This window comes from Nocardia sp. NPDC057440, from assembly GCF_042802915.1.
Classification (GTDB): domain Bacteria; phylum Actinomycetota; class Actinomycetes; order Mycobacteriales; family Mycobacteriaceae; genus Nocardia.
Genome location: NZ_JBHVDF010000010.1, coordinates 25,558 through 44,428 on the forward strand (window position 1 = coordinate 25,558; position 18,871 = coordinate 44,428).

14 protein-coding genes are annotated in these 18,871 nt (G+C 67.8%); 7 read left to right on the forward strand and 7 right to left on the reverse strand.

Annotated elements, in window-relative coordinates; translation table 11 throughout:
- Positions 1-26: 26 nt before the first annotated feature.
- On the forward strand, positions 27-1,430 hold the full coding sequence (locus ACFU4Z_RS21105; RefSeq protein ID WP_379065487.1) for an amidase: 1,404 nt from the start codon (positions 27-29) through the stop codon (positions 1,428-1,430).
- A gap of 203 nt (positions 1,431-1,633) precedes the next feature.
- Positions 1,634-3,055: a cation:proton antiporter gene (locus ACFU4Z_RS21110; protein WP_379065489.1), complete on the forward strand. Its 1,422-nt coding sequence runs from the start codon at positions 1,634-1,636 to the stop codon at positions 3,053-3,055.
- 75 nt (positions 3,056-3,130) lie between these two features.
- Here ACFU4Z_RS21110 and speD read toward each other — a convergent pair whose 3' ends face one another.
- Positions 3,131-4,336, reverse strand: coding sequence for an adenosylmethionine decarboxylase (gene speD / locus ACFU4Z_RS21115; RefSeq protein WP_379065491.1), 1,206 nt, complete (start codon positions 4,334-4,336; stop codon positions 3,131-3,133).
- 8 nt (positions 4,337-4,344) lie between these two features.
- A complete protein-coding gene (locus ACFU4Z_RS21120) occupies positions 4,345-5,445 on the reverse strand; it encodes a type III PLP-dependent enzyme (RefSeq protein WP_379065493.1) in 1,101 nt (366 codons plus the stop codon).
- Between ACFU4Z_RS21120 and ACFU4Z_RS21125 the strand changes: the two genes are divergently transcribed.
- Positions 5,444-5,590 carry a hypothetical protein gene (locus ACFU4Z_RS21125; RefSeq protein WP_379065495.1) on the forward strand — a complete coding sequence of 49 codons (147 nt, stop codon included), beginning with the start codon at positions 5,444-5,446 and terminating at the stop codon, positions 5,588-5,590. The genes ACFU4Z_RS21120 and ACFU4Z_RS21125 overlap by 2 nt on opposite strands.
- On the opposite strand, the gene ACFU4Z_RS21130 is transcribed toward ACFU4Z_RS21125, so the two are convergent.
- Both ACFU4Z_RS21130 and ACFU4Z_RS21135 read right to left on the reverse strand, forming a co-directional pair.
- The gene (locus ACFU4Z_RS21130; protein WP_379065497.1) at positions 5,571-8,069 is read right to left on the reverse strand and encodes a DEAD/DEAH box helicase; all 2,499 of its coding nucleotides are present in this window, start codon (positions 8,067-8,069) and stop codon (positions 5,571-5,573) included. The two genes, ACFU4Z_RS21125 and ACFU4Z_RS21130, sit on opposite strands and share 20 nt — an antisense overlap.
- Before the next feature lie 61 nt (positions 8,070-8,130).
- Positions 8,131-9,084 (reverse strand): PAC2 family protein, encoded by a 954-nt coding sequence (locus ACFU4Z_RS21135; protein WP_379065499.1) that lies wholly within the window; start codon positions 9,082-9,084, stop codon positions 8,131-8,133.
- A gap of 253 nt (positions 9,085-9,337) precedes the next feature.
- Here ACFU4Z_RS21135 and ACFU4Z_RS21140 point away from each other — a divergent pair, with 253 nt between their 5' ends.
- The gene (locus tag ACFU4Z_RS21140; RefSeq protein WP_379065501.1) at positions 9,338-10,060 is read left to right on the forward strand and encodes a DUF5642 family protein; all 723 of its coding nucleotides are present in this window, start codon (positions 9,338-9,340) and stop codon (positions 10,058-10,060) included.
- 173 nt (positions 10,061-10,233) lie between these two features.
- On the forward strand, positions 10,234-11,436 hold the full coding sequence (locus ACFU4Z_RS21145) for a DUF4192 domain-containing protein (RefSeq protein ID WP_379065503.1): 1,203 nt from the start codon (positions 10,234-10,236) through the stop codon (positions 11,434-11,436).
- 190 nt (positions 11,437-11,626) lie between these two features.
- Here ACFU4Z_RS21145 and galE read toward each other — a convergent pair whose 3' ends face one another.
- Both galE and ACFU4Z_RS21155 read right to left on the reverse strand, forming a co-directional pair.
- Complete coding sequence (gene galE, locus ACFU4Z_RS21150; protein ID WP_379065505.1) at positions 11,627-12,607, reverse strand: UDP-glucose 4-epimerase GalE; 981 nt, start codon at positions 12,605-12,607, stop codon at positions 11,627-11,629.
- Between the two features lie 3 nt (positions 12,608-12,610).
- Complete coding sequence (locus ACFU4Z_RS21155; protein ID WP_328413207.1) at positions 12,611-13,297, reverse strand: iron dependent repressor, metal binding and dimerization domain protein; 687 nt, start codon at positions 13,295-13,297, stop codon at positions 12,611-12,613.
- Between the two features lie 285 nt (positions 13,298-13,582).
- Here ACFU4Z_RS21155 and ACFU4Z_RS21160 point away from each other — a divergent pair, with 285 nt between their 5' ends.
- Positions 13,583-14,809, forward strand: coding sequence for an acetoin utilization protein AcuC (locus ACFU4Z_RS21160; protein ID WP_379065507.1), 1,227 nt, complete (start codon positions 13,583-13,585; stop codon positions 14,807-14,809).
- Positions 14,802-17,621: a GNAT family N-acetyltransferase gene (locus tag ACFU4Z_RS21165; protein WP_379065509.1), complete on the forward strand. Its 2,820-nt coding sequence runs from the start codon at positions 14,802-14,804 to the stop codon at positions 17,619-17,621. Before ACFU4Z_RS21160 ends, ACFU4Z_RS21165 begins: the two co-directional genes overlap by 8 nt.
- Before the next feature lie 195 nt (positions 17,622-17,816).
- Here ACFU4Z_RS21165 and ACFU4Z_RS21170 read toward each other — a convergent pair whose 3' ends face one another.
- The gene (locus tag ACFU4Z_RS21170; RefSeq protein WP_379065511.1) at positions 17,817-18,785 is read right to left on the reverse strand and encodes a sigma-70 family RNA polymerase sigma factor; all 969 of its coding nucleotides are present in this window, start codon (positions 18,783-18,785) and stop codon (positions 17,817-17,819) included.
- Positions 18,786-18,871: the final 86 nt, after the last annotated feature.

The window sequence follows — 18,871 nt, forward strand, 5'->3', positions numbered from 1 at the left end:
GGATACAGGTATGTATCTTCCTGGGCGTGGAGATATGGAGAGCAACCGCGAAACAAATCGCGGCGGCGGTGTCGGCCGGAGCGGTCAGCGCGGTCGAGGTGATGACCGCGCACCTGGCGCGCATCGAGGCGGTCGACCCGGTGGTGAACGCGGTGACGAATGTGCTGGCCGAGAGCGCCTTGACCGCGGCCGAGCAGCTCGACCGGAGGCTGGCTTCCGGTGCACGGGTGGGGCCGCTGGCCGGGGTTCCTTTCACCGTGAAGGAGAACATCCACGTCGCGGGGTCGGCGACGACGATGGGGGTGCCGCGGTTACGTCACCTGGTGGCTTCGGAGGATGCGCCACCGGTCCGGCGACTGCGGGCCGCGGGTGCGATACCGATCGGCCGAACCAACCTGCCGGACTTGACGATCGCGGGCATGCACACGACGAGCACGCTCTATGGCGACACCCGCAACCCATGGGACCCGGCAGGCCGAAGCCCGGGCGGCAGCAGCGGTGGCGACGGCGTCGCGGTGGCCACCGGGATGACGCCGTTGGGGCTCGGCAACGATTCCGGTGGCTCACTGCGCATTCCGGCGACGTTCAACGGCGTCGCCGCGCTCAAGCCGAGCTACGGTCGGTTCGCGGCGGATCACCGCCTCGGTGGGCAGGAGCCGACGCTGGCCTCGCAGGTGCTGCCCGTCGATGGGCCGATGGCGCGGTCGGTGGCAGATCTGCGGCTGGTGTACGAGGTGTTGGCGGGAGCCGACCCGCAGGACCCGCGAGCGGTGCCAGTGCCCGTGGACGGCGCGGCGCGCACGGGACCGGTCCGGATCGGACTGGTTGTCGATCCGGGCGGCCACGGGGTACACCCTCACGTCCGAGGTGCGGTGCAGACCGCGGCGGAGGTCTTGCGGGAGGCCGGATACCTGGTCGACGAGGTGGAGACACCCGCGTTGGCCGAAGCGTTGGAGGTCTATGCGGGACTGATCAGCACCGAGTTCTCCTTGGTGTGGCCGAATATCCGACCGTTGTTGAGCGTGACCGGCCGTCGGCACCTCGAGCTGATCATGCAGCGGCGACCGCCGTTGGACCTGGCCGGATACGTCCAGCTGACCGCCGCCCGGCTGGGGGTGCAGCGACAGTGGGCGAGCTTCTTCGCGCGCTATCCATTGCTCTTGGGGCCGGTGTCGACCGAGCTGCCACCGGCTCCACTGGTCCCGGCCGATGCGCAGGAGCATGAGCGGATGATGGGGCCGGTGCGATTGTGCACGGCGAGCTCCCTGGTGGGGGTCCCCGCGGTGGCGGTTCCCGTCGGTGTGACCGATGGATTGCCGCAGGGCGTGCAGCTCATCGGCGGAATGTACCGAGAGGACCTGTGTCTCGCCGCGGCCGGTGTCATCGAGAACGGGATGGGGGTTGTGACGCCCGTCGACCCGTGTCGATAGCCGGCGGTAGCGGTCTGACGAAGCGAGTTGACCTGCACCGCAATGCATTCAGCCGCTCGCGGTCGCTGCCAGGTGCGCGACAAGAAAACTGTAAGTCGCGCGGGTTACCCTGCGGATACGGGGAAGACGCCAGTTGCGCTCGGGGCCGTTCCGGCGATCTTCGACTGTCCGTGCTCGCTACAGCTCGACGGAGGGGAGCTGCGATGCCATCGCTTCTGGAAATCACGACACACTTCTTCTTACAGGTCGCGGTCATTCTGCTGACCTATCGACTGCTCTGGCCGGTGTTCCGCAGGCTGGGGCAGGTGCAGGTGGTGGCCATCATGGTCGCCGGGTTCCTGTTGGGGCCGTCTGTCCTGGGCTGGGCATGGCCGCAGGCCCAGCAGTGGCTGTTCCCGACGAACATCGAGATCGGCGGCACGAGCATCATGCATCCGAACCTGACTGCTATCTATGTGGTCGGCCAGCTCGGCTTGGTGCTCTACATGTTCCTGGTCGGCTCCTCGTTCAAGCTCGACATTCTGAGCAAACACCTGCGACAGGCGGGCGCCACCTCGGCGACCGGCGTCGCGGTGCCCATGGTGCTCGGCGGTCTCGTCGGCTGGTGGATGGTCGGCCAGGGCAGGTACTTCACCGACAAGGTAGCGAATTGGCAAGGGGCACTGTTCCTTGCGGCCGCGGTCGCGGTCACCGCCTTTCCGATCCTGGCCTGGATCGTCTACGACTCCGGCCTGCTGAACACCCGGCTCGGCACGATGTCGCTGGCCTGCGCGGCCGTCGACGACGCGTGCGCGTGGGTGCTGCTTGCCGTGGTCGTCGCCACTGCCAAGGACAGCATGGGCGGTGCGTTCCTCGCGATCGGCGGCGGCCTGGCCTATCTGCTGTTCATGACGGTGATCGCGCGGCGCTGGCTGGCCAGGCTCGACGTCTGGGTGCCGCGCCGCGGGGATCCCGAGCGCGCGGGCGGGCTGCCGGTCGCTCCGCTGACCGTCGTCTTGCTGGTAATCCTGCTGGCCGCCTGCTTCACCGATTTCGTCGGCATCCACTCGGTGCTCGGTGCGTTCGTGGTGGGTCTGGTGATGCCGCGCGGCGAACTCATGGAGCAGATCCGGCAGCGCTTCGAGCCGCTGGTCGGATATCTGCTGCTGCCTGCCTTTTTCATCTACACAGGACTCAACACGAAACTCGGTCTGATCGTCGAACCCACCGTGCTGGTGATGACAGCCGTGGTGTTGGTGGTGTCGTTCGTCAGCAAGTTCGGTGCGGTGGGCCTGGTCGCCCGCACTCAGGGCATGGGCTGGCGGGAGGCGGGTGCGATGGGCGCACTGGCCAACGCCCGCGGATTGATGGAGCTGGTGTTGCTGAACATCGGCCTGACCGCCGGGTTGATCACGCTGGAGCTCTACACCATTCTCGCGGTGATGACCACGGTCACGACGTTCATCGCGACGCCGGTGCAGCGCATGTTCGAGCGCAGCGCTTGGAAGAACGGCCGGGTCTTCGGACCCACCGGCGAGGAGCCGAATCCGATCGCGGAGCCGACGCCGGCTGGGGAGTCGAAACATGCCGTGCCGGTGGCGACGGTATCCAGAGCGAACCCGGCAGGGCAGGCGACCGTCTCTTAGTGGCCGATATGCCGAACGCACCGGCGCCCGCGGTGAATTCCGCAGGGAGCCGGTGCGTCTCGGTTTATCGAGGAACTACTGCGTGCGCAGTGCGTGCGGCTCGATGGCGCCGCGCACCAGGGCACGATCGTCGATCGTCTCCGGACGGTAGGGCAGCGTGACCAGCCGGTCGGTCATGGCCTGCACCGGGTCGGCGATCGGCTCGACGAGTCCGAACAGGAACGACCACTCGTGCTCGTCACTGCCATAGTGCACGACCGTGCCGAACTGTTCGTGGAAGCGCTGCCAGGACCGCTTGAGGGTCTCGTTGCGCCACATGGTCGCGCAACCGGCCTGTGCACTCAGCACACCGCCGGGTGCGAGCAGGGCCCGACATCGCTGCAGGAATTCCGCCTCGTACAGGCGGTTGTGCTGCGCGTCCTCGACTCGCTCGTCGGGCAGGTCGATCACGATGACGTCGTAGCGGGTGCCCGCCGCGGCCGCATCGGCGAGGAAGTCCCAGCCGTCGGCGTAGTGCACCGTGATCGGGCCCGCACCCTCGACGGCCGCGGTCAGCTCCGCGGTCGTGTAACCGTAGGGCAGGTGCTCGGCGCACAGTTCGACCTCGAGTTGATCGATGTCGACATGGTCGACGTGGGTCGCGCCCGCCGCCACCGACATCTGGCTTGCCACGCCCTCACCGGAACCGATGATCAGCACATTTTCCAGCTTCTCGGCCAGCACGAAGGCGGGAACCATCATCGCCTCGTGGTAGGTGAGCTGCGAGAACTCGGTGGACTGCCGATCGTTGTCGGAGAACAGGCTGATGCCCTGCTCGGTCCTGGCGATCAGCATGTGCTGGAAGGGCGTATGGATGTCGACGATGACGTCGGAGACATCCCAGATACGGGTCAGGCCTTCGCCGACCGGCTCCTCGACCCGATGCCCGGCCCGGCCGCGTCGGATGGTCGACATGCGAACTTCCTTGGGCGACAACTCATCCCGCAGCAGCTCGACGGCCTTCGAGGCGCCCTCGCCGATGCTCCCGCAGGTGAAGACGTCGACGAAGATGTCGCCCGACTCCGGGTAGGTGTGGATCGAGGCATGCGATTCCGACAGCAGCGCAAGCACGGTGACGCCCTGCGGCTCGAATTTCTTGTGCACGACATCGCAGATCGTGACTCCCGCGGCGATCAACGATTTTCGCATCGCCGCTTCGAGTCGTTCGAGGTCATCGCAGAGGGCCGCGTCGACACCACCGAACTCGGCTAGCACGTGCCAGCCGGTGAATTCCGCCGTCATGGGGCAACTCACTCTCGCTCAGCGCCCGAGACATGAACGGTCAAGGGCGGAAAACCATTGAAGGACACCGACGAATAGCTCGCGGTATAGGCGCCGGTGTCGAGGATCTGGATGCGATCACCGGCTCGCAACGTGGTCGGAAGGAGGACTCGCGTGCGTTGATACAGTACATCGTCGCCGTCGCAGGTCGGACCGGCCACCACCGCCTCGTCTACGGGATCACCGTCACGTTCGGTGACGAAGCGGTAAGCGATGTACTCGTTCTCTGTCTCGGCCATCCCGTTGTAGCGGCCGATGTCGAGATACACCCAGCGCCGTCCATCCGGCGCGATGCGCACGCCGACCACCTCGGCGTGAATAGTGCCCGCCGACCCCACGAGCGCACGGCCCGGCTCGATGACGAGTCCGGCGGTCTCGGGCAGGAATTCAGCGGTCGCGGCCGCGACAACGGCCGCGATGTCGTCGAGCGCGGGCGCCGCCTCGACGTAGGAAATGGGCAGGCCGCCGCCGATGTTCACCGACTCGACCCGAATGTCTTTGTCCGCCAACGCCGCAGCGATACTTCCGGCCTGTTCGATGCCGATCCGCCAGGCCTCGGGGTCCAGCTGCTGGGATCCGACGTGGAAGTACGGTCCCGCCACGATCAGCCCGAGATCGCGGGCGCGCACCAGCAGGCGCAACGCCTCGGCGGGGCTGCAGCCGAACTTGGTGCCGAACGGCGTCTCGGATTCGGGGGCCGCGGACAGGAAGCGGCATTCGACCTCGGAGCCTGGTGCGTGTGCGGCGATGCGCAGCAGGTCGTCCTCGGTGTCGAAGGCGTAGCGGCGCACGCCCGCGGCGTAGGCGGCCGCGATGTGGGCGGTCTTTTTGATCGGGTTTCCGTAGCACATCCGTGCCGGGTCGACGCCCTCACGCAGGCACAGTTCGATCTCGCCGATGCTGGCGACGTCGAACTCCGCGCTCTCCTCCGCCAGCAGCCGGATGAGCTCCGGAACCGGGCTTGCCTTGACCGCGAACCGAATTCGCGCCGTGGGCAGCGCGATATGGAGTGCGCGGAAGTTATCGCGCACCCGCTCGGGGTCGATGACCAAGAAGGGTGATTCGGGCATGTTTGAACCGATCAATCTAAGGGAACTCTCCAAGGTTTTGGCTGTGCCGTCGTTCAGGCACCGCGCGAGAGAGTATCAGCGCGACGGCCCCGATTACGAACTCGTTGACGACACCTTGACCATGATCACCCTGCGGACACTGTGACCTCGTCGAATACGACCTCACCTGCGGCATCGGACTCGGCCAGATCGACGACCGCTTCCAGGGCCCAACCGTGGTCGTTCGCGGGGTCGTCGAGTACCTGGCGCACGTGCCAGAACTCGGGGCGTAGTTCCACCTGGAACAGTTGCGGACCGCGCGCGTCGGGACCGGTGCCGATGCGTTCGTATTCGGCGAAATAAGGGGCCAGGTCGGCTTCCCAGTCCGGGCCGGTGCCCATGTCGGCGAGCAGGTCCCAGCGACGCAGGGCGGCCAGCTCGACGCGGCGGAACATGGCGTTGCGGATCATCACCCGGAATGCGCGTTCATTGGCGGAGATCGGGCGGATCGTCTCGGCGCCGAAGGCGAGCTGGTCGGCGTCGGTCTCCGCGCCCGGGTTGGTGAGCTGCTCCCATTCGTCGAGCAGGCTCGAGTCCACCTGGCGCACGAGTTCGCCGAGCCATTCGGTGATGTCGTCGAGGTCCTCGGTGCGGGCCGATTCCGGCACGGTCCGGCGCAATGCGCGGTAGGCGTCGGCCAGGTAGCGCAACACGACGCCCTCGGAGCGGGCCAGCTCGTAGTGCGAGATGAGCTCGGCGAAAGTCATCGAACGCTCGATCATGTCGCGCACCACCGACTTCGGCGACGGCGCGAACTCCGACATCCACGGATGTCCGCCGCGGTAGGTCTCGAAGGCCGGATCGATCAGCTCGGCAAGCGGTTTGGGCCAGGTGACCTCTTCGAGCAGTTCCATGCGCTCGTCGTATTCGATACCGTCGGCCTTCATCTCGGCGATCGCCTCGCCACGGGCCTTGTGCTGCTGGGCCATCAGCAGCTGGCGCGGATCCTCCAGCGTCGACTCGATGAGTGAGACGACCTCGAGGGTGTAGGCGGGAGATTCCTTGTCCAGCAGCTCCAATGCCGCGAGTGCGAACGGCGACAGCGGTTGGTCGAGGGCGAAGTCGCGTTGCAGGTCGACGGTGAGCCTGGCTCTGCGGCCTTGTGCGTCGGGCTCCGGAAGCTGTTGCACCACACCGGCATCGCGCAGCGCCCGGTAGAGGCGGATGGCGCGCAGGATGTGGCGGCGCTGCGCGGGGCGCGGCTCGTGATTGTCCTCGAGCAGGTGACGCATTGCCTCGAAGCAGTTGCCCGGTCGGGCAATCACGTTGAGCAGCATGGAGTTCGTGACCGCGAAGCGCGACACCATCGGTTCCGGAGCCGCGGTGACCAGACGGTCGAAGGTCTCCTCGCTCCAGGACACGAAGCCCTCCGGCGGTTTGCGTCGCACCACCTTGCGTTGCTTCTTCGGATCGTCGCCCGCCTTGGCGATCAGCCTGGTGTTCTCCACCTCGTGGTCGGGCGCCTGCACCACGACCGTGCCCAGGGTGTCGAATCCGGCGCGGCCCGCTCGACCGGAGATCTGATGGAATTCGCGGGCTTTGAGCCTGCGGGTGCGCACGCCGTCGTATTTGGTCAAGCCGGTGAGCAGCACGGTGCGGATCGGCACATTGATGCCGACGCCGAGGGTGTCGGTGCCGCACACGACCTTCAGCAGTCCGTCCTGGGCCAGGCGTTCCACCAGGCGGCGGTACTTGGGCAGCATGCCCGCGTGGTGCACGCCGATGCCGTGGCGGATCAGTCGCGACAGGGTCTTGCCGAAACCCGAGGAGAAGCGGAAATCGCCCAATGCGGTGGCGATGGCGTCTTTTTCGGCGCGGGTGGCGAAGTTCACGCTTGTCAGCGCCTGGGCGCGTTCGAGCGCGGCGGCCTGGGTGAAGTGCACGACATAGACGGGGGACTGGTTGGTGGTGACGAGGTCTTCGAGCGTCTCGGTGATGGGTGTGCGCGCATACGAATAGCTCAGTGGCACCGGGCGTTCGGTGCCCGCGACCACGGCGGTCGGGTTGCCGGTGCGGCGCTGTAGATCGGCGGCGAAGAAGTCGACCTCACCGAGGGTGGCCGACATGAGCAGGAATTGGGCGCGCGGCAGCTCCAGCAGCGGCACCTGCCAGGCCCAGCCGCGATCGGGGTCGGCGTAGAAATGGAACTCGTCCATCACCACTTGGCCGACATCGGCGGCCGCGCCCTCGCGCAACGCCATGTTGGCCAGGATCTCGGCGGTCGCGCAGATGATCGGCGCCTCCGGGTTCACCGCGGCGTCGCCGGTCACCATGCCGACCTTGTCGGCGCCGAACACCTCGCACAGCGCGAAGAATTTCTCGCTGACCAGCGCCTTGATAGGGGCCGTGTAGTAGGTGCGCTGACCTCGGGTCAGTGCGAACATATGCGCGCCGACGGCGACCAGTGATTTGCCGGAGCCGGTCGGGGTGGCCAAGATGACGTTCGATCCGGACGCCAGCTCCAGCAGCGCTTCGTCCTGTGCGGGATACAACGGCGTGCCCTGCTCGGCCGCCCACGCCCCGAACGACTCATACAGCGCGTCGGCGTCGGTTCCCGGTATCTCGAGCAGTTCGGTCAGATCCACTCCGACCACCCTACGGGCTGCCTTCGGGTGGCCGACCGCCCGGTGATCGGCGCTTAATCCCTTACTTGGTCTCGTCGCCCCCGGCGTCGCCGTTGCCGTCGTAGCCGCCCTGTTCGGCGAGGAAGCGCTCGAACTCCGCACCGAGCTCGTCGCCGCTGGGCAGTTCACCGTCGCCGACGAGCAGGCTCGACTGGCGTTCCTGCGCGGTCACGAAGCTGTCGTACTGGCGCTCCAGCGCATGCACGACCGTCTCCACCTCGGAGTTGCCCGCGATGTGCTCGTTGACCTGTTCGCGCACCCGCGCGGCGGCCTCACCGAGCGCGGCCAGCGGAATCTCCAGACCCGCATTGCCCGCGACGTTCTCCAACAGCGTCTGCGCGGCCTCCGGGTAGGCGGTCTGTGCGAGGTAGTGCGGCACATGCACCGAGAACCCGACCGATTCGTGCCCGTGCTGTGCCATCCGGTACTCCAGCAGCGAGGACGCGCTTCCCGGCACCTGTAGCTCGCCCGGCCAGCGCTGATGCTCGGCGATGAGGTCGCTGTCGGAGGAATGCGCGGTGATGCCGAGCGGACGGGTGTGCGGGATCGCCATCGGAATCGCGCTCAGCCCGATGCAGCGCCGCACGCCGAGCTGTTCGGCGAGCAGCCGCACCGCGGTGGTGAACTTCTCCCAGCGCAGGTCCGGCTCCAGGCCCGAAAGCAGCAGGAACGGCGTGCCCGCGGTGTCGCGCAACGCCCACAGGTTGAGCTCGGGCTCGGCGTAGTCCGAGAAGTGATCGGTTTTGAACGTCATGAGCGGGCGCCGCGAGCGGTAGTCCAACAGCTCGTCCACATCGAACGAGGCGACCAGTTCGCTTTCGAGGCTCTCGCGCAGGTGCGTAGTCGCCAGCCGCACCGCATGTCCGGCATCGGTGAAGCCTTCCAGTCCGTGCACCAGGACCGGACCCGAGCCGTCGTCGGATGACAGCTGCGGAGCGGGAAACTCCAACTCGTACATTCGCGACTCGTGGTCCATCGCGTACTCCTTCCTGCGCGGTCCACCGATGCGAGCCGCAAGCTATCCGAAGAACTTCCAGGTCTTCGGCGTGTTGCCGCCTCGCAGCGGGCGAACCACTGTCCATTGTCCCCCATGGCGCAGACGGTCGCGCTCACGGCCGGACACCGACCCATATCAACAGCCAACCGCCGTGCTGCCCTCCGCATTCCCGCGCCGGCCGCGCACGGCGTGGCATCGCAGTCGGGCACCGGGAATTTGGCACAGTGGTCGGGTGACTGTGCCCGATTCGATGCGCCGGGGGCAACTCGAATCCGCGGTGTCGGGCTGTCTGCCTGCCGTCGCGGGTGCGCTGCTGCTTGCAGGCTGTGCATCGACGGTGACCGGTCACCCGGTCGCGTCCACACCGACCGCTGTGCAGCGCCACATCGGCGCCCAACTCTCGGCGCTGTTACCGGATCCCGCGCAGTTCCCGGTCCGGTATCCGGCGGTCGTGCTACCACCGGAGGCGGCCGCGCAGGCCGCGGGCGATCTCACCGGCATCGGGCGGGGCTCGACCGTGCGGCCCGAGGGCTGCCTGCCGCCCGAGCAGCGGTTCGGGCCCGATCAGACGGCCATCGCGGTCGGCACCGACAACAGCGGCCGCGCCACCGTCACCGTCGAACTGACCAGGACCGACCAGCCGTTGGCCGCGCTGCGCAACCAGCTGAAGCGGTGCGAAACGCTGCAGGTCGCCCGGGCAGGCGCCACCACCACCGTCACCACCCGACTGCAGCAGCCGCCGCCGATCGACGCCGATGACACGCTGGCGTTGCGGCGCACCGTGGCGCCGGAGGTCGGCGGAGCCGGGCTGACCCAATCCATGCAGACGTTGACCGGTCAGGTCGGTGATGTGCGGATTACGGTGACGTACATGTCCTTCAGCGACGCGAAGCCGGATACGGCCGCGCTGGACGAGCTGTTCACGACGGCGGTGCAGCGGGTCAGGCAGGCGTAGGCCGCGTTCGCGCAGCAGGACGGCGATGGACAATAGCAGGCAGCACCGACAAGGCCGGGCAACTGTCTCGGCGCCAGGGCCTATTCGCCCACAGGACAAGGGTTTTCCCCAGGGCAGTGGAAAGCCCTGGTCGGTCACCCGGACATGGTGATGGGCGAGCGCACGCTCGACGCATGACCACTCCCGTTGACCCCGCCGCAGTCGAGGATTCCGGCGATCGCATGCGCCGCACCGTCACTTGTGCGGAGCAACCCCCGCGGTTCGAGTCTGCCGCGCCGATACAGCTACGCATCGACGATCCCGGTGAATTGATCGCGGCGATGCCCGCAATGGTCGGATTCGTGCCGGAGCGCTCGCTCGTCGTCGCGGTGCTGCGCACCGCTCCCGAGCACGTCGACATCCCGATCATCGACGCGGTGGTCCGGTTCGATCTGGACCAGGGCGCCCGCGGCAGCTGCGGGCCCGCAGCGGTGTTCGCGGAGCAGGTCGGACGGATCTGCCACGGCGAGAACGCGAGTGAGGTGCTGGCGGTGATCGTCGATGACCGCGTTCGTGCACCGGCACAACGTCGTTCCGAGGCTCGCCGCGTCACCCGCACCGGGTCGCACGGAGCACTGATCGCCACCTTGGCCCGGCAGCTCGTCGACGATCACGGTGTCATTCTCGGGGGCGCCTGGGCCGTCCGCGCGATCGACAAGGATGAGCGATGGTGGAGCCTGCCAGACGCGGAACGACATGGGGCGCTGCCGGATCCGGCCACCTCGATGGTGACGGTGGCGCATGTCCTCGACGGCAGACCCATCCACCGCGCCCGCTCGGAGCTGACCGCCATGGTGGCCGCGGACGGCCCACTGCGCGCACAGGTCGCGGCCCAGCTCGAGGACGCGGTCACCGCCGCCCGCGACCGATATGCGAGGGCGGTCCGGCGCGGCGACCCGGACGGCTACCACCGCCGAATGCTCGAGCATGTGCTGTGGCAGATCGCCAATACCGAATTCGGCACCAGGCTCACAGCGCGAGAACTGGCGGAACTTGCTGCCGCACTGCGTGATCGAGTGGTGCGTGATGCGCTGTTCGCGCTGGCGGTCGGGGACCACGCCGCTTCGGCGGAGCGGCTGTGGGCGGAGCTGGTCCGAGTGCTGTCGGATTCCGATCGCGCCGATGCCGCCGCGCTGCTCGGTTACAGTGCCTATGTCCGCGGCGACGGCCCGCTGGCGGGCATCGCCTTCCAGGCGGCCCTGGAGGCCGACCCGTCACACCCGATGGCGATCCTATTGGAAACCGCGCTGCACGCGGGTATGCGCCCGGGTCAGCTGCGCAGACTGGCGCGCTCCGGTCTGGAGACCGCCGCCGATCTCGGCATCGAGTTGTGCTGAACGATCGCGGCGGGCCACCGCGGCCGCCGGCTGGTTGCGTCGACGACGGCAGAGCCCAGCTGCGCTGGGGCTGTTGATGGCGTGCGCCAGTGCGCCGGGTCCGCGAACGCTCGCCGGGGCAGCAGGTGGATGGTTGCGCACGCGGCCCCGGATCGGACGAGCCGGTCGGGTTCCGCTTCCGGGCGCTCGCCTAAGGTGCCGAGTGGGCGCGGGAACCCAAGGCGCACAGGAACCCCCAGGCGTCGCCGACGATCTCGTCGAGGTCGTTGTGCTTCGGGAGCCAGCCGAGTTCGGCGACCGCGCGATCACTGGAGGCGATCAGGGTCGCGGGGTCGCCCGCGCGGCGCGGGGCATCCTGTGCGGCGATCGGCAGGCCGGTGACGCGTTCGCAGGCCGAAATCACTTCGCGGACGGAGAATCCGGTGCCGCTGCCGAGGTTGAAGACCCGGTGCGTGCCCGATTCGGCGGTGTCCAGCGCCAGGAGGTGGGCCTGGGCGAGGTCGCGGATATGGATGTAGTCGCGGACAGCCGTGCCGTCGGGGGTGGGCCAGTCGGTGCCGAAGACCGAGATCGCCTTGCGGTGCCCGAGAGCGACTTGCAACACGAGGGGGATGAGATGAGTTTCCACCACCCGGTTTTCGCCGAGACCGCCGTACGCGCCCGCGACGTTGAAGTAGCGCAGGCTGGTCGCGGCCAGCCCGTGCGCCTTCGAGTAGGAGGTGATGGCGTGATCGATGGCAAGTTTCGACGCGCCGTACGGGTTGGTCGGGCGGGCCGGCGCATCCTCGGTGATCGGCACCTGCTCGGGCTCGCCGTAGACGGCCGCGGTCGAGGAGAACACCAGCCGTGGCGTGCCTGTGGTGCGCATCGCCTCCAGCAGCTCCAGTGTCTTCACCACGTTGCCCTGCCAGTACTTCTCCGGCTGCTGCACAGACTCGCCGACCAGCGATTGCGCGGCGAAATGCAGGACGCCGTCGAAGGTTTCGGCGGCGAGCAGCGCGGGGGCGGCCACAGCGACATCACCCTCGACGAAGCGGACGTCGGCCGGGACGCCGTCGGCATTGCCGGTCGACAGATCGTCGACCACCACGACCTCGTGACCCTCTTCGAGCAGGACCTGCGCACATACCCCACCGACATAGCCTGCGCCGCCGGTAACCAGAAGTTTCACGTGTCAGACCAGCTTCACCTGGACGGCGTGGGCCATTTCGTCCGAGAGCTCGAAACCCTCGTGGCCCGGCACAGTGATGACCACCGAACCCGGCTTGGTCTCGACCGTTACGCGCGCGTCGGGCACCACGCCGGCCTCACGCAGCTGGCCGATGACCTCGGGGTCGGTCTGGATGTGCTCGGCGAGCCTGCGCACGACGACCGCGTGCACCTGTCCGTGCGGCAGATCCGACAGTCGCACCAGGGTCTCCTCGGACCCTGTGGGCGGAATGATGCCCAGCTCGTCGAGGCCGGGGATGGGGTTGCCGTAGGGGGAGGTGGTCGGATGGTTGAGCACCTCGACCAGTCGCCGCTCGACATCCTCGCTCATGACGTGTTCCCAGCGGCACGCCTCGGCGTGCACGTTCTGCCAGTCCAGGCCGATGATGTCGACCAGCAGGCGTTCGGCGAGGCGATGCTTGCGCATCACCGCGACAGCCATGCTGCGTCCCTTGTCGGTCAGCTCGAGATGACGGTCACCGGCGACCAGCAGCAGACCGTCGCGCTCCATGCGAGCGACCGTCTGGCTCACCGTCGGACCACTCTGCTCGAGGCGCTCGGCGATCCGGGCGCGCAGGGGCACCACGCCCTCTTCCTCGAGGTCGTAGATGGTACGGAGGTACATCTCCGTGGTGTCGACCAGATCCTTCACCTGTATAACCCCTTCGTCGGCACGAATTCTACCCACGCACAGCGGCACCACCGTGTGCCGGACCGTCTCTCGCTCTGGTGTCACGATCCAATGCACTGTGCTGCGGGAATCCTGTCGGCGCACGGCGGTCTCGCCGTGTTCGCACTCGCCTGTAGTTCTACTGCATACGAACAACCTGTGGGGTTGTTAGCTTCCCGCCGTAGCGTGTCGACAACTCGATCGACACCTGCGCTTCTATACCAGCAGGCACCGACAAGTGGCTCGAAACGCTCTAGCGTGGCAACCATGGCCACCGCTACCGGAACCGTCGTCTGGACCGACCGGTTCCTCGACTACGCCTGGACGCCGCAGCATCCGATGAAACCGGCGCGGCTGAAGTTCACCATGGCGTTGGCGGAAAGTCTCGGATTGCTCGACGGTGTCGAGCGGTTGGAGCCCGCCGCAGCCGATATCGCGGATCTGCTGCGCATCCACACCCCGGCGTACATCGAGGCTGTGGCGCACGCCACCGCGCCGGTCGGCTCGCCGCTGGCGCCGGACTACGGACTCGGTTCATCGGACAACCCGATATTTCCGCGGATGCATCAGGCCGCATCGGTGATCGTGGGCGGCACCCTGGCCGCGGCCCGCGAAATCGCGGAGGGTCGCACGCGGCGGGCGGTCAGCATCGGCGGCGGCATGCATCACGCGATGGCCGATTCGGCTGCCGGGTTCTGCATCTACAACGACGCGGCCGTGGCCATCTCATGGCTGCTCGATCACGGCTTCGACCGCATCGCCTACATCGATGTGGATGTGCACCACGGCGACGGCGTGCAGCGGGCCTTCTACTCCGATCCGCGGGTGCTGACCATATCGATCCATCAGCATCCGGCCACGCTGTGGCCCAACACCGGATGGCCGGAGGAGACCGGTAGTGGTCCCGCCGAGGGCACCGCGATCAATCTCGCGGTGTTGCCCGGTACCCGGGATGCCCAGTGGCTGCGCGGCTTCCACGCGGTGGTGCCCGGCGCGGTGGCGGCATTCCGGCCCCAGATCATTGTCAGCCAATGCGGCGTCGATACCCATCGGGAGGATCCGCTGGCCGATCTCGAGCTCACCGTCGACGGCCAGCGCGCGGCCTTCCTCGCGATGCGAGAGTTGGCCGACCGGCATGCGGAAGGTCGTTGGCTGGCCGTCGGCGGCGGCGGATACGGCCTGGTCCGGGTGGTGCCGCGGGCCTGGGCACACCTGCTGGCGACTGCGCTCGACCGCACCGTCGCACCGGAAACCGCAGTGCCGCAGGACTGGATCGACCGCGTCGGCATCGAAGCGCCCGCCGTCGACCTGCCGCGGACCATGAGTGATGGCGGCGACATCGCCTACCGCCGGTGGGACGGGCCGGGCGGCACCGGGGAGACTGGGGACGCGCGGATCGACCGCGCTCAACGTGCCATCGACACGGCCGTATTGGCCACGCGCCGGGCCACCTTCGGGTTGCTCGGCCTGGATCCGGAGGACCCCCGTGACTGAGCCGACACTTGTCCCGGATTCCCCGGATTCCCCGGATTCCCCGGATTCCCCGGATTCCCCGGATTCCCCGGATTCCCCGGACGCCCCCGCGGTGCCGCCCCTGCCGCCCCAGCACTGGTTCGCCGACGTGCTCGCCTCCGACGGTGGCGTGGTGCGGCTTCGCCCTATCACTCCCGACGACGCCGATCGACTGCAGCAGTTCCACGCCGCGCTGTCCGACCGCACCAGGTATCTGCGCTATTTCGGTCCGTACCCACGTATTTCGCCCAAGGACCTCTACCGCTCCACCCACGTCGATCACCACGACCGAGTCGGGTTGGTGCTCGAACTCGGCGAGGCGATCATCGCGGTCGGCCGCTACGAGCTGCTCGCGCGCACCGGGCCGCGCGCCGCCGAGGTCGCGTTCGTGGTAGCCGACGAGCACCAGGGCCGCGGCCTCGGCTCGATTCTGCTCGAACATCTGGCAGGCGCCGCCGCGGAGAACAAGATCGAGACGTTCGTCGCCGAGGTGCTCGCCGAGAACACCGTCATGGTGACGGTCTTCCGCGACGCGGGCTATCAGGTCGAGCGCAGCAGGGACGGCTCGGTGCTGCACCTGGAATTCGCCATCGACCCGACCGAAGCCCTGCTCTCGGTGCGTGATTCACGTGAGCGGGCCTCGGAGGCGCGCAGTGTGGGCAATCTGCTCGCGCCGGGTTCGGTGGCTGTCATCGGCGCGACCCCTGGCACCGGGCGGGTGGGTGGCGTTGTGCTGGCTAATCTGCTCTCCGGTGCGTTCCAGGGGCCGGTGTTTCCAGTCAATCCGAATCGGAAGTCGGTGCGCGGGGTGCGGGCTTATCCGACCGTGCGCGATATTCCGGACGAGGTGGATTTGGCGGTGGTCGCCGTGCCCGCCGCGGCCATCGGTTCGGTCCTCGACGACTGTATGGCCAAGGGCGTCAAGGGTTTGGTGGTGCTGACCGCTGGTTTCGGGGAGACCGGCGCGGACGGTGTCGCCGCCGAACGCGAGTTGGTGGCCGCCGTACGCGGGCACGGGATGCGCGTGGTCGGTCCCAGCGCGCTCGGCATCGCCAATACCGATCCGGCGGTTGCGCTCAACGCAACCCTTGCCTCGCTGCTGCCGGGACGCGGGCGCATCGGATTCTTCTGTCAGTCCGGACCGTTGGGCGCCGCGATTCTCGGTGAGGCGGCCGCACGCAACCTGGGATTGTCGACGTTCGTGTCGGCGGGCAATCGCGCCGACGTGTCCGGCAATGATCTGCTGCAGTACTGGGACACCGATGCCGCCACCGAGGTCATCCTGCTGTATTTGGAGAGTTTCGGAAATCCGAGGAAGTTTTCCCGCATTGCGCGCCGGGTCGCCAGGACCAAACCGATCGTCGCGGTGAGCAGCGGCAGACTCGCGGCACGGGCGCAGCCGACCGGCGATATGGACCGCTCCATTGTGCGGGATCTGTTCGCGCAGGCGGGCATCGTTCAGGTCGACTCGATCTCGGAGCTGTTCGACTGCGCTGCGCTGCTGGGCTACCAGCCGCTGCCCGCCGGTCCCCGGGTGGCGGTGGTCGGCAACAGTGCCGCGTTGAACTGGCTGGCCGTCGATGCCGCCCGTGGGGAAGGACTGGAGGTGCGACGGCCGACGAGTGGCGCGACCGAGAGCATTCGACGCCCCCGTCCGACCGAGCGCGGCGTCGATGAGCAGTCGGTGGGCGAGCCGGTGGACCTGGGCCCGGAGGCGACGCCGGGCGCCTACCTGGACGCCGTGGTCGCGGCACTGCGCTCGGATGAGATCGACGCGGTGATAGTGGTTTTCGCCCCTCCGGTGCCGCTGCCGATGGCCGGATTCGCCGACGCCATCCGGGAGGCCGCCATGGCCGTGCCCGACTCCGGCAAGCCGATCCTGACCACTTTTGTTGCCGAACAAGGGATTCCGAACCTGCTGGCGATGCGCGGGCGAGGCGGAACGGCAGTGCGCGGCTCGATACCGTCGTACCCTGACCCCGAACGTGCCGCGCGGGCGCTGGCCAGGGTGCGGCGCTACGCGCAGTGGCGCACCAAGCCGGTCTCGGTGGTCCGCCGCCCGAACGACATCGACACCGAGCGGGCCAGAGGACTGGTGGCGCAATGGATGGCAGACCCTGCCGGTCGCAGGCTCACCGACCAGGAAACCGTCGACCTGCTGGACTGTTACGGCATCCACGTTGTGGAATATCGCGAAGTGCACAACGCTGACGAGGCCGTCGCTGCGGCAGCAGAACTCGGTTATCCGGTGGCGGCCAAGGCCACCGGTGAACTGTGGCGGCGCAGGCCCGACCTCAGTGGTGTCCGACTCGATCTGTGGCGGCCCGAGGCGGTGCGCCAGGCCTACGCCCATCTGGCGGAACTCAGTGGCGACCCCGTCTTGCACATCCAGAAGATGGCGACCCCCGGCGTCGGTTGCGTGCTACGCGTGCAGGACGACCCGTCGTTCGGCTCGGTGATCGAATTCGGTCTGTCCGGTCTGATCATCGAACTCCTCGGCGACCGCGCCTACCGCGCCCTGCCGCTGACCGAGGATGAGGCCACCGCCTTGATCGACGCACCGCGCGCCGCGCCACTGCTGTCCGGCACCCCGGCCAGCCCGCGCGTCGACAAGGCTGCCCTCGCCGAACTGGCCCAACGCATTTCGGCCCTCTTCGACGACATCCCCGAACTTCGTGAACTGTCCTTCGATCCGGTTCTCGCCTCGGCGGCGTCGGCCTCGATCCTCTACGCCCGAGCCCGAATAGGCCCGGAACCCAGCCGTTTCGACGCGGGCCCGCGTCGCTTGGGCTGAGCGGGACACAAACGAGCACTACGGCCGCGGGAAACAAGCATCGCCGACCGGCTCGCGCGAACCCGGAGGGGACGGGGCGCGCGGACACCGGTCGGCGTTTCCAGGTGACCGTTACGGTCACCGAGCCGGGCGCCGGCCTCGAAGTGGCTCGGCGCCATGGGCGTGCCGGGGTCGCCGGCGCGAATTACCTTGCGATCAGCTGGCGTAGGCGCGCAGCCGGTCGGCCCGCTCGCCCTTGCGCAGCTTCGACATGACCTCGCGCTCGATCTGACGCACCCGCTCGCGGGAGAGTCCGAAGAGCTTGCCGATCTGGTCGAGGGTGCGCGGCTGGCCATCGTCCAGGCCGAAGCGCAGCCGGATGACCTGCTGTTCGCGCTCGTCCAGGGTGGCGAGCACGCTGCGCACATCGTGATGCAGCAGACCCGCGATGACCGCGGACTCGGCCGAGGTGGCCTCGGAGTCCTCGATGAAATCGCCGAGCGGGGCCTCTTCGTCATTGCCGACCGGCATATCGAGGCTTACCGGGTCGCGGCTGTGATCGAGCAGATCGGAGATCTTCTCGACCGGGATGCCCGACTCGTTGGCGAGCTCGGTGTCGGTGGCCTCGCGGCCGAGCTGCTGGTGCAGCTCGCGCTTGATCCTGGCCAGCTTGTTGACCTGTTCGACCAGATGGACCGGCAGCCGGATGGTGCGGCTCTGATCGGCCATACCGCGGGTAATGGCCTGCCGGATCCACCAGGTGGCGTAGGTGGAGAACTTGAAGCCCTTGGCGTAATCGAACTTCTCCATCGCCCTGATCAGGCCGAGGTTGCCCTCTTGGATCAGGTCCAGCAGCGGCATGCCGCGGCCGGTGTAGCGCTTGGCAAGTGAGACCACGAGGCGGAGGTTGGCCTCGAGCAGATGCGACCGGGCGGACTGGCCTTCGCGCACGACAATGGCCAGATCGCGTTTCCGCGTGGCCGACAGCCGCTTGCCGGTCTCCAGCAGATGCTGGGCATAGAGGCCCGCCTCGATGCACTTGGCCAGCTCGACCTCGTCGGCGGCCGTGAGCAGTGCCGTGCGACCGATCCCGTTCAGGTACACGCGTACCAGGTCGGCGGCGGGGCTCTGGGCGTCGAGGTCCATATCGCTGGGGCGCACACGAGTGGTGGCGGGGCTGGTCATGACTTGCCTCCTGTCGGTGGTGTCTCACTCCGAACAACGGACCCGACAATGAGAAAGTTCCCCGCTACCGCCCAGATAAACCGCTC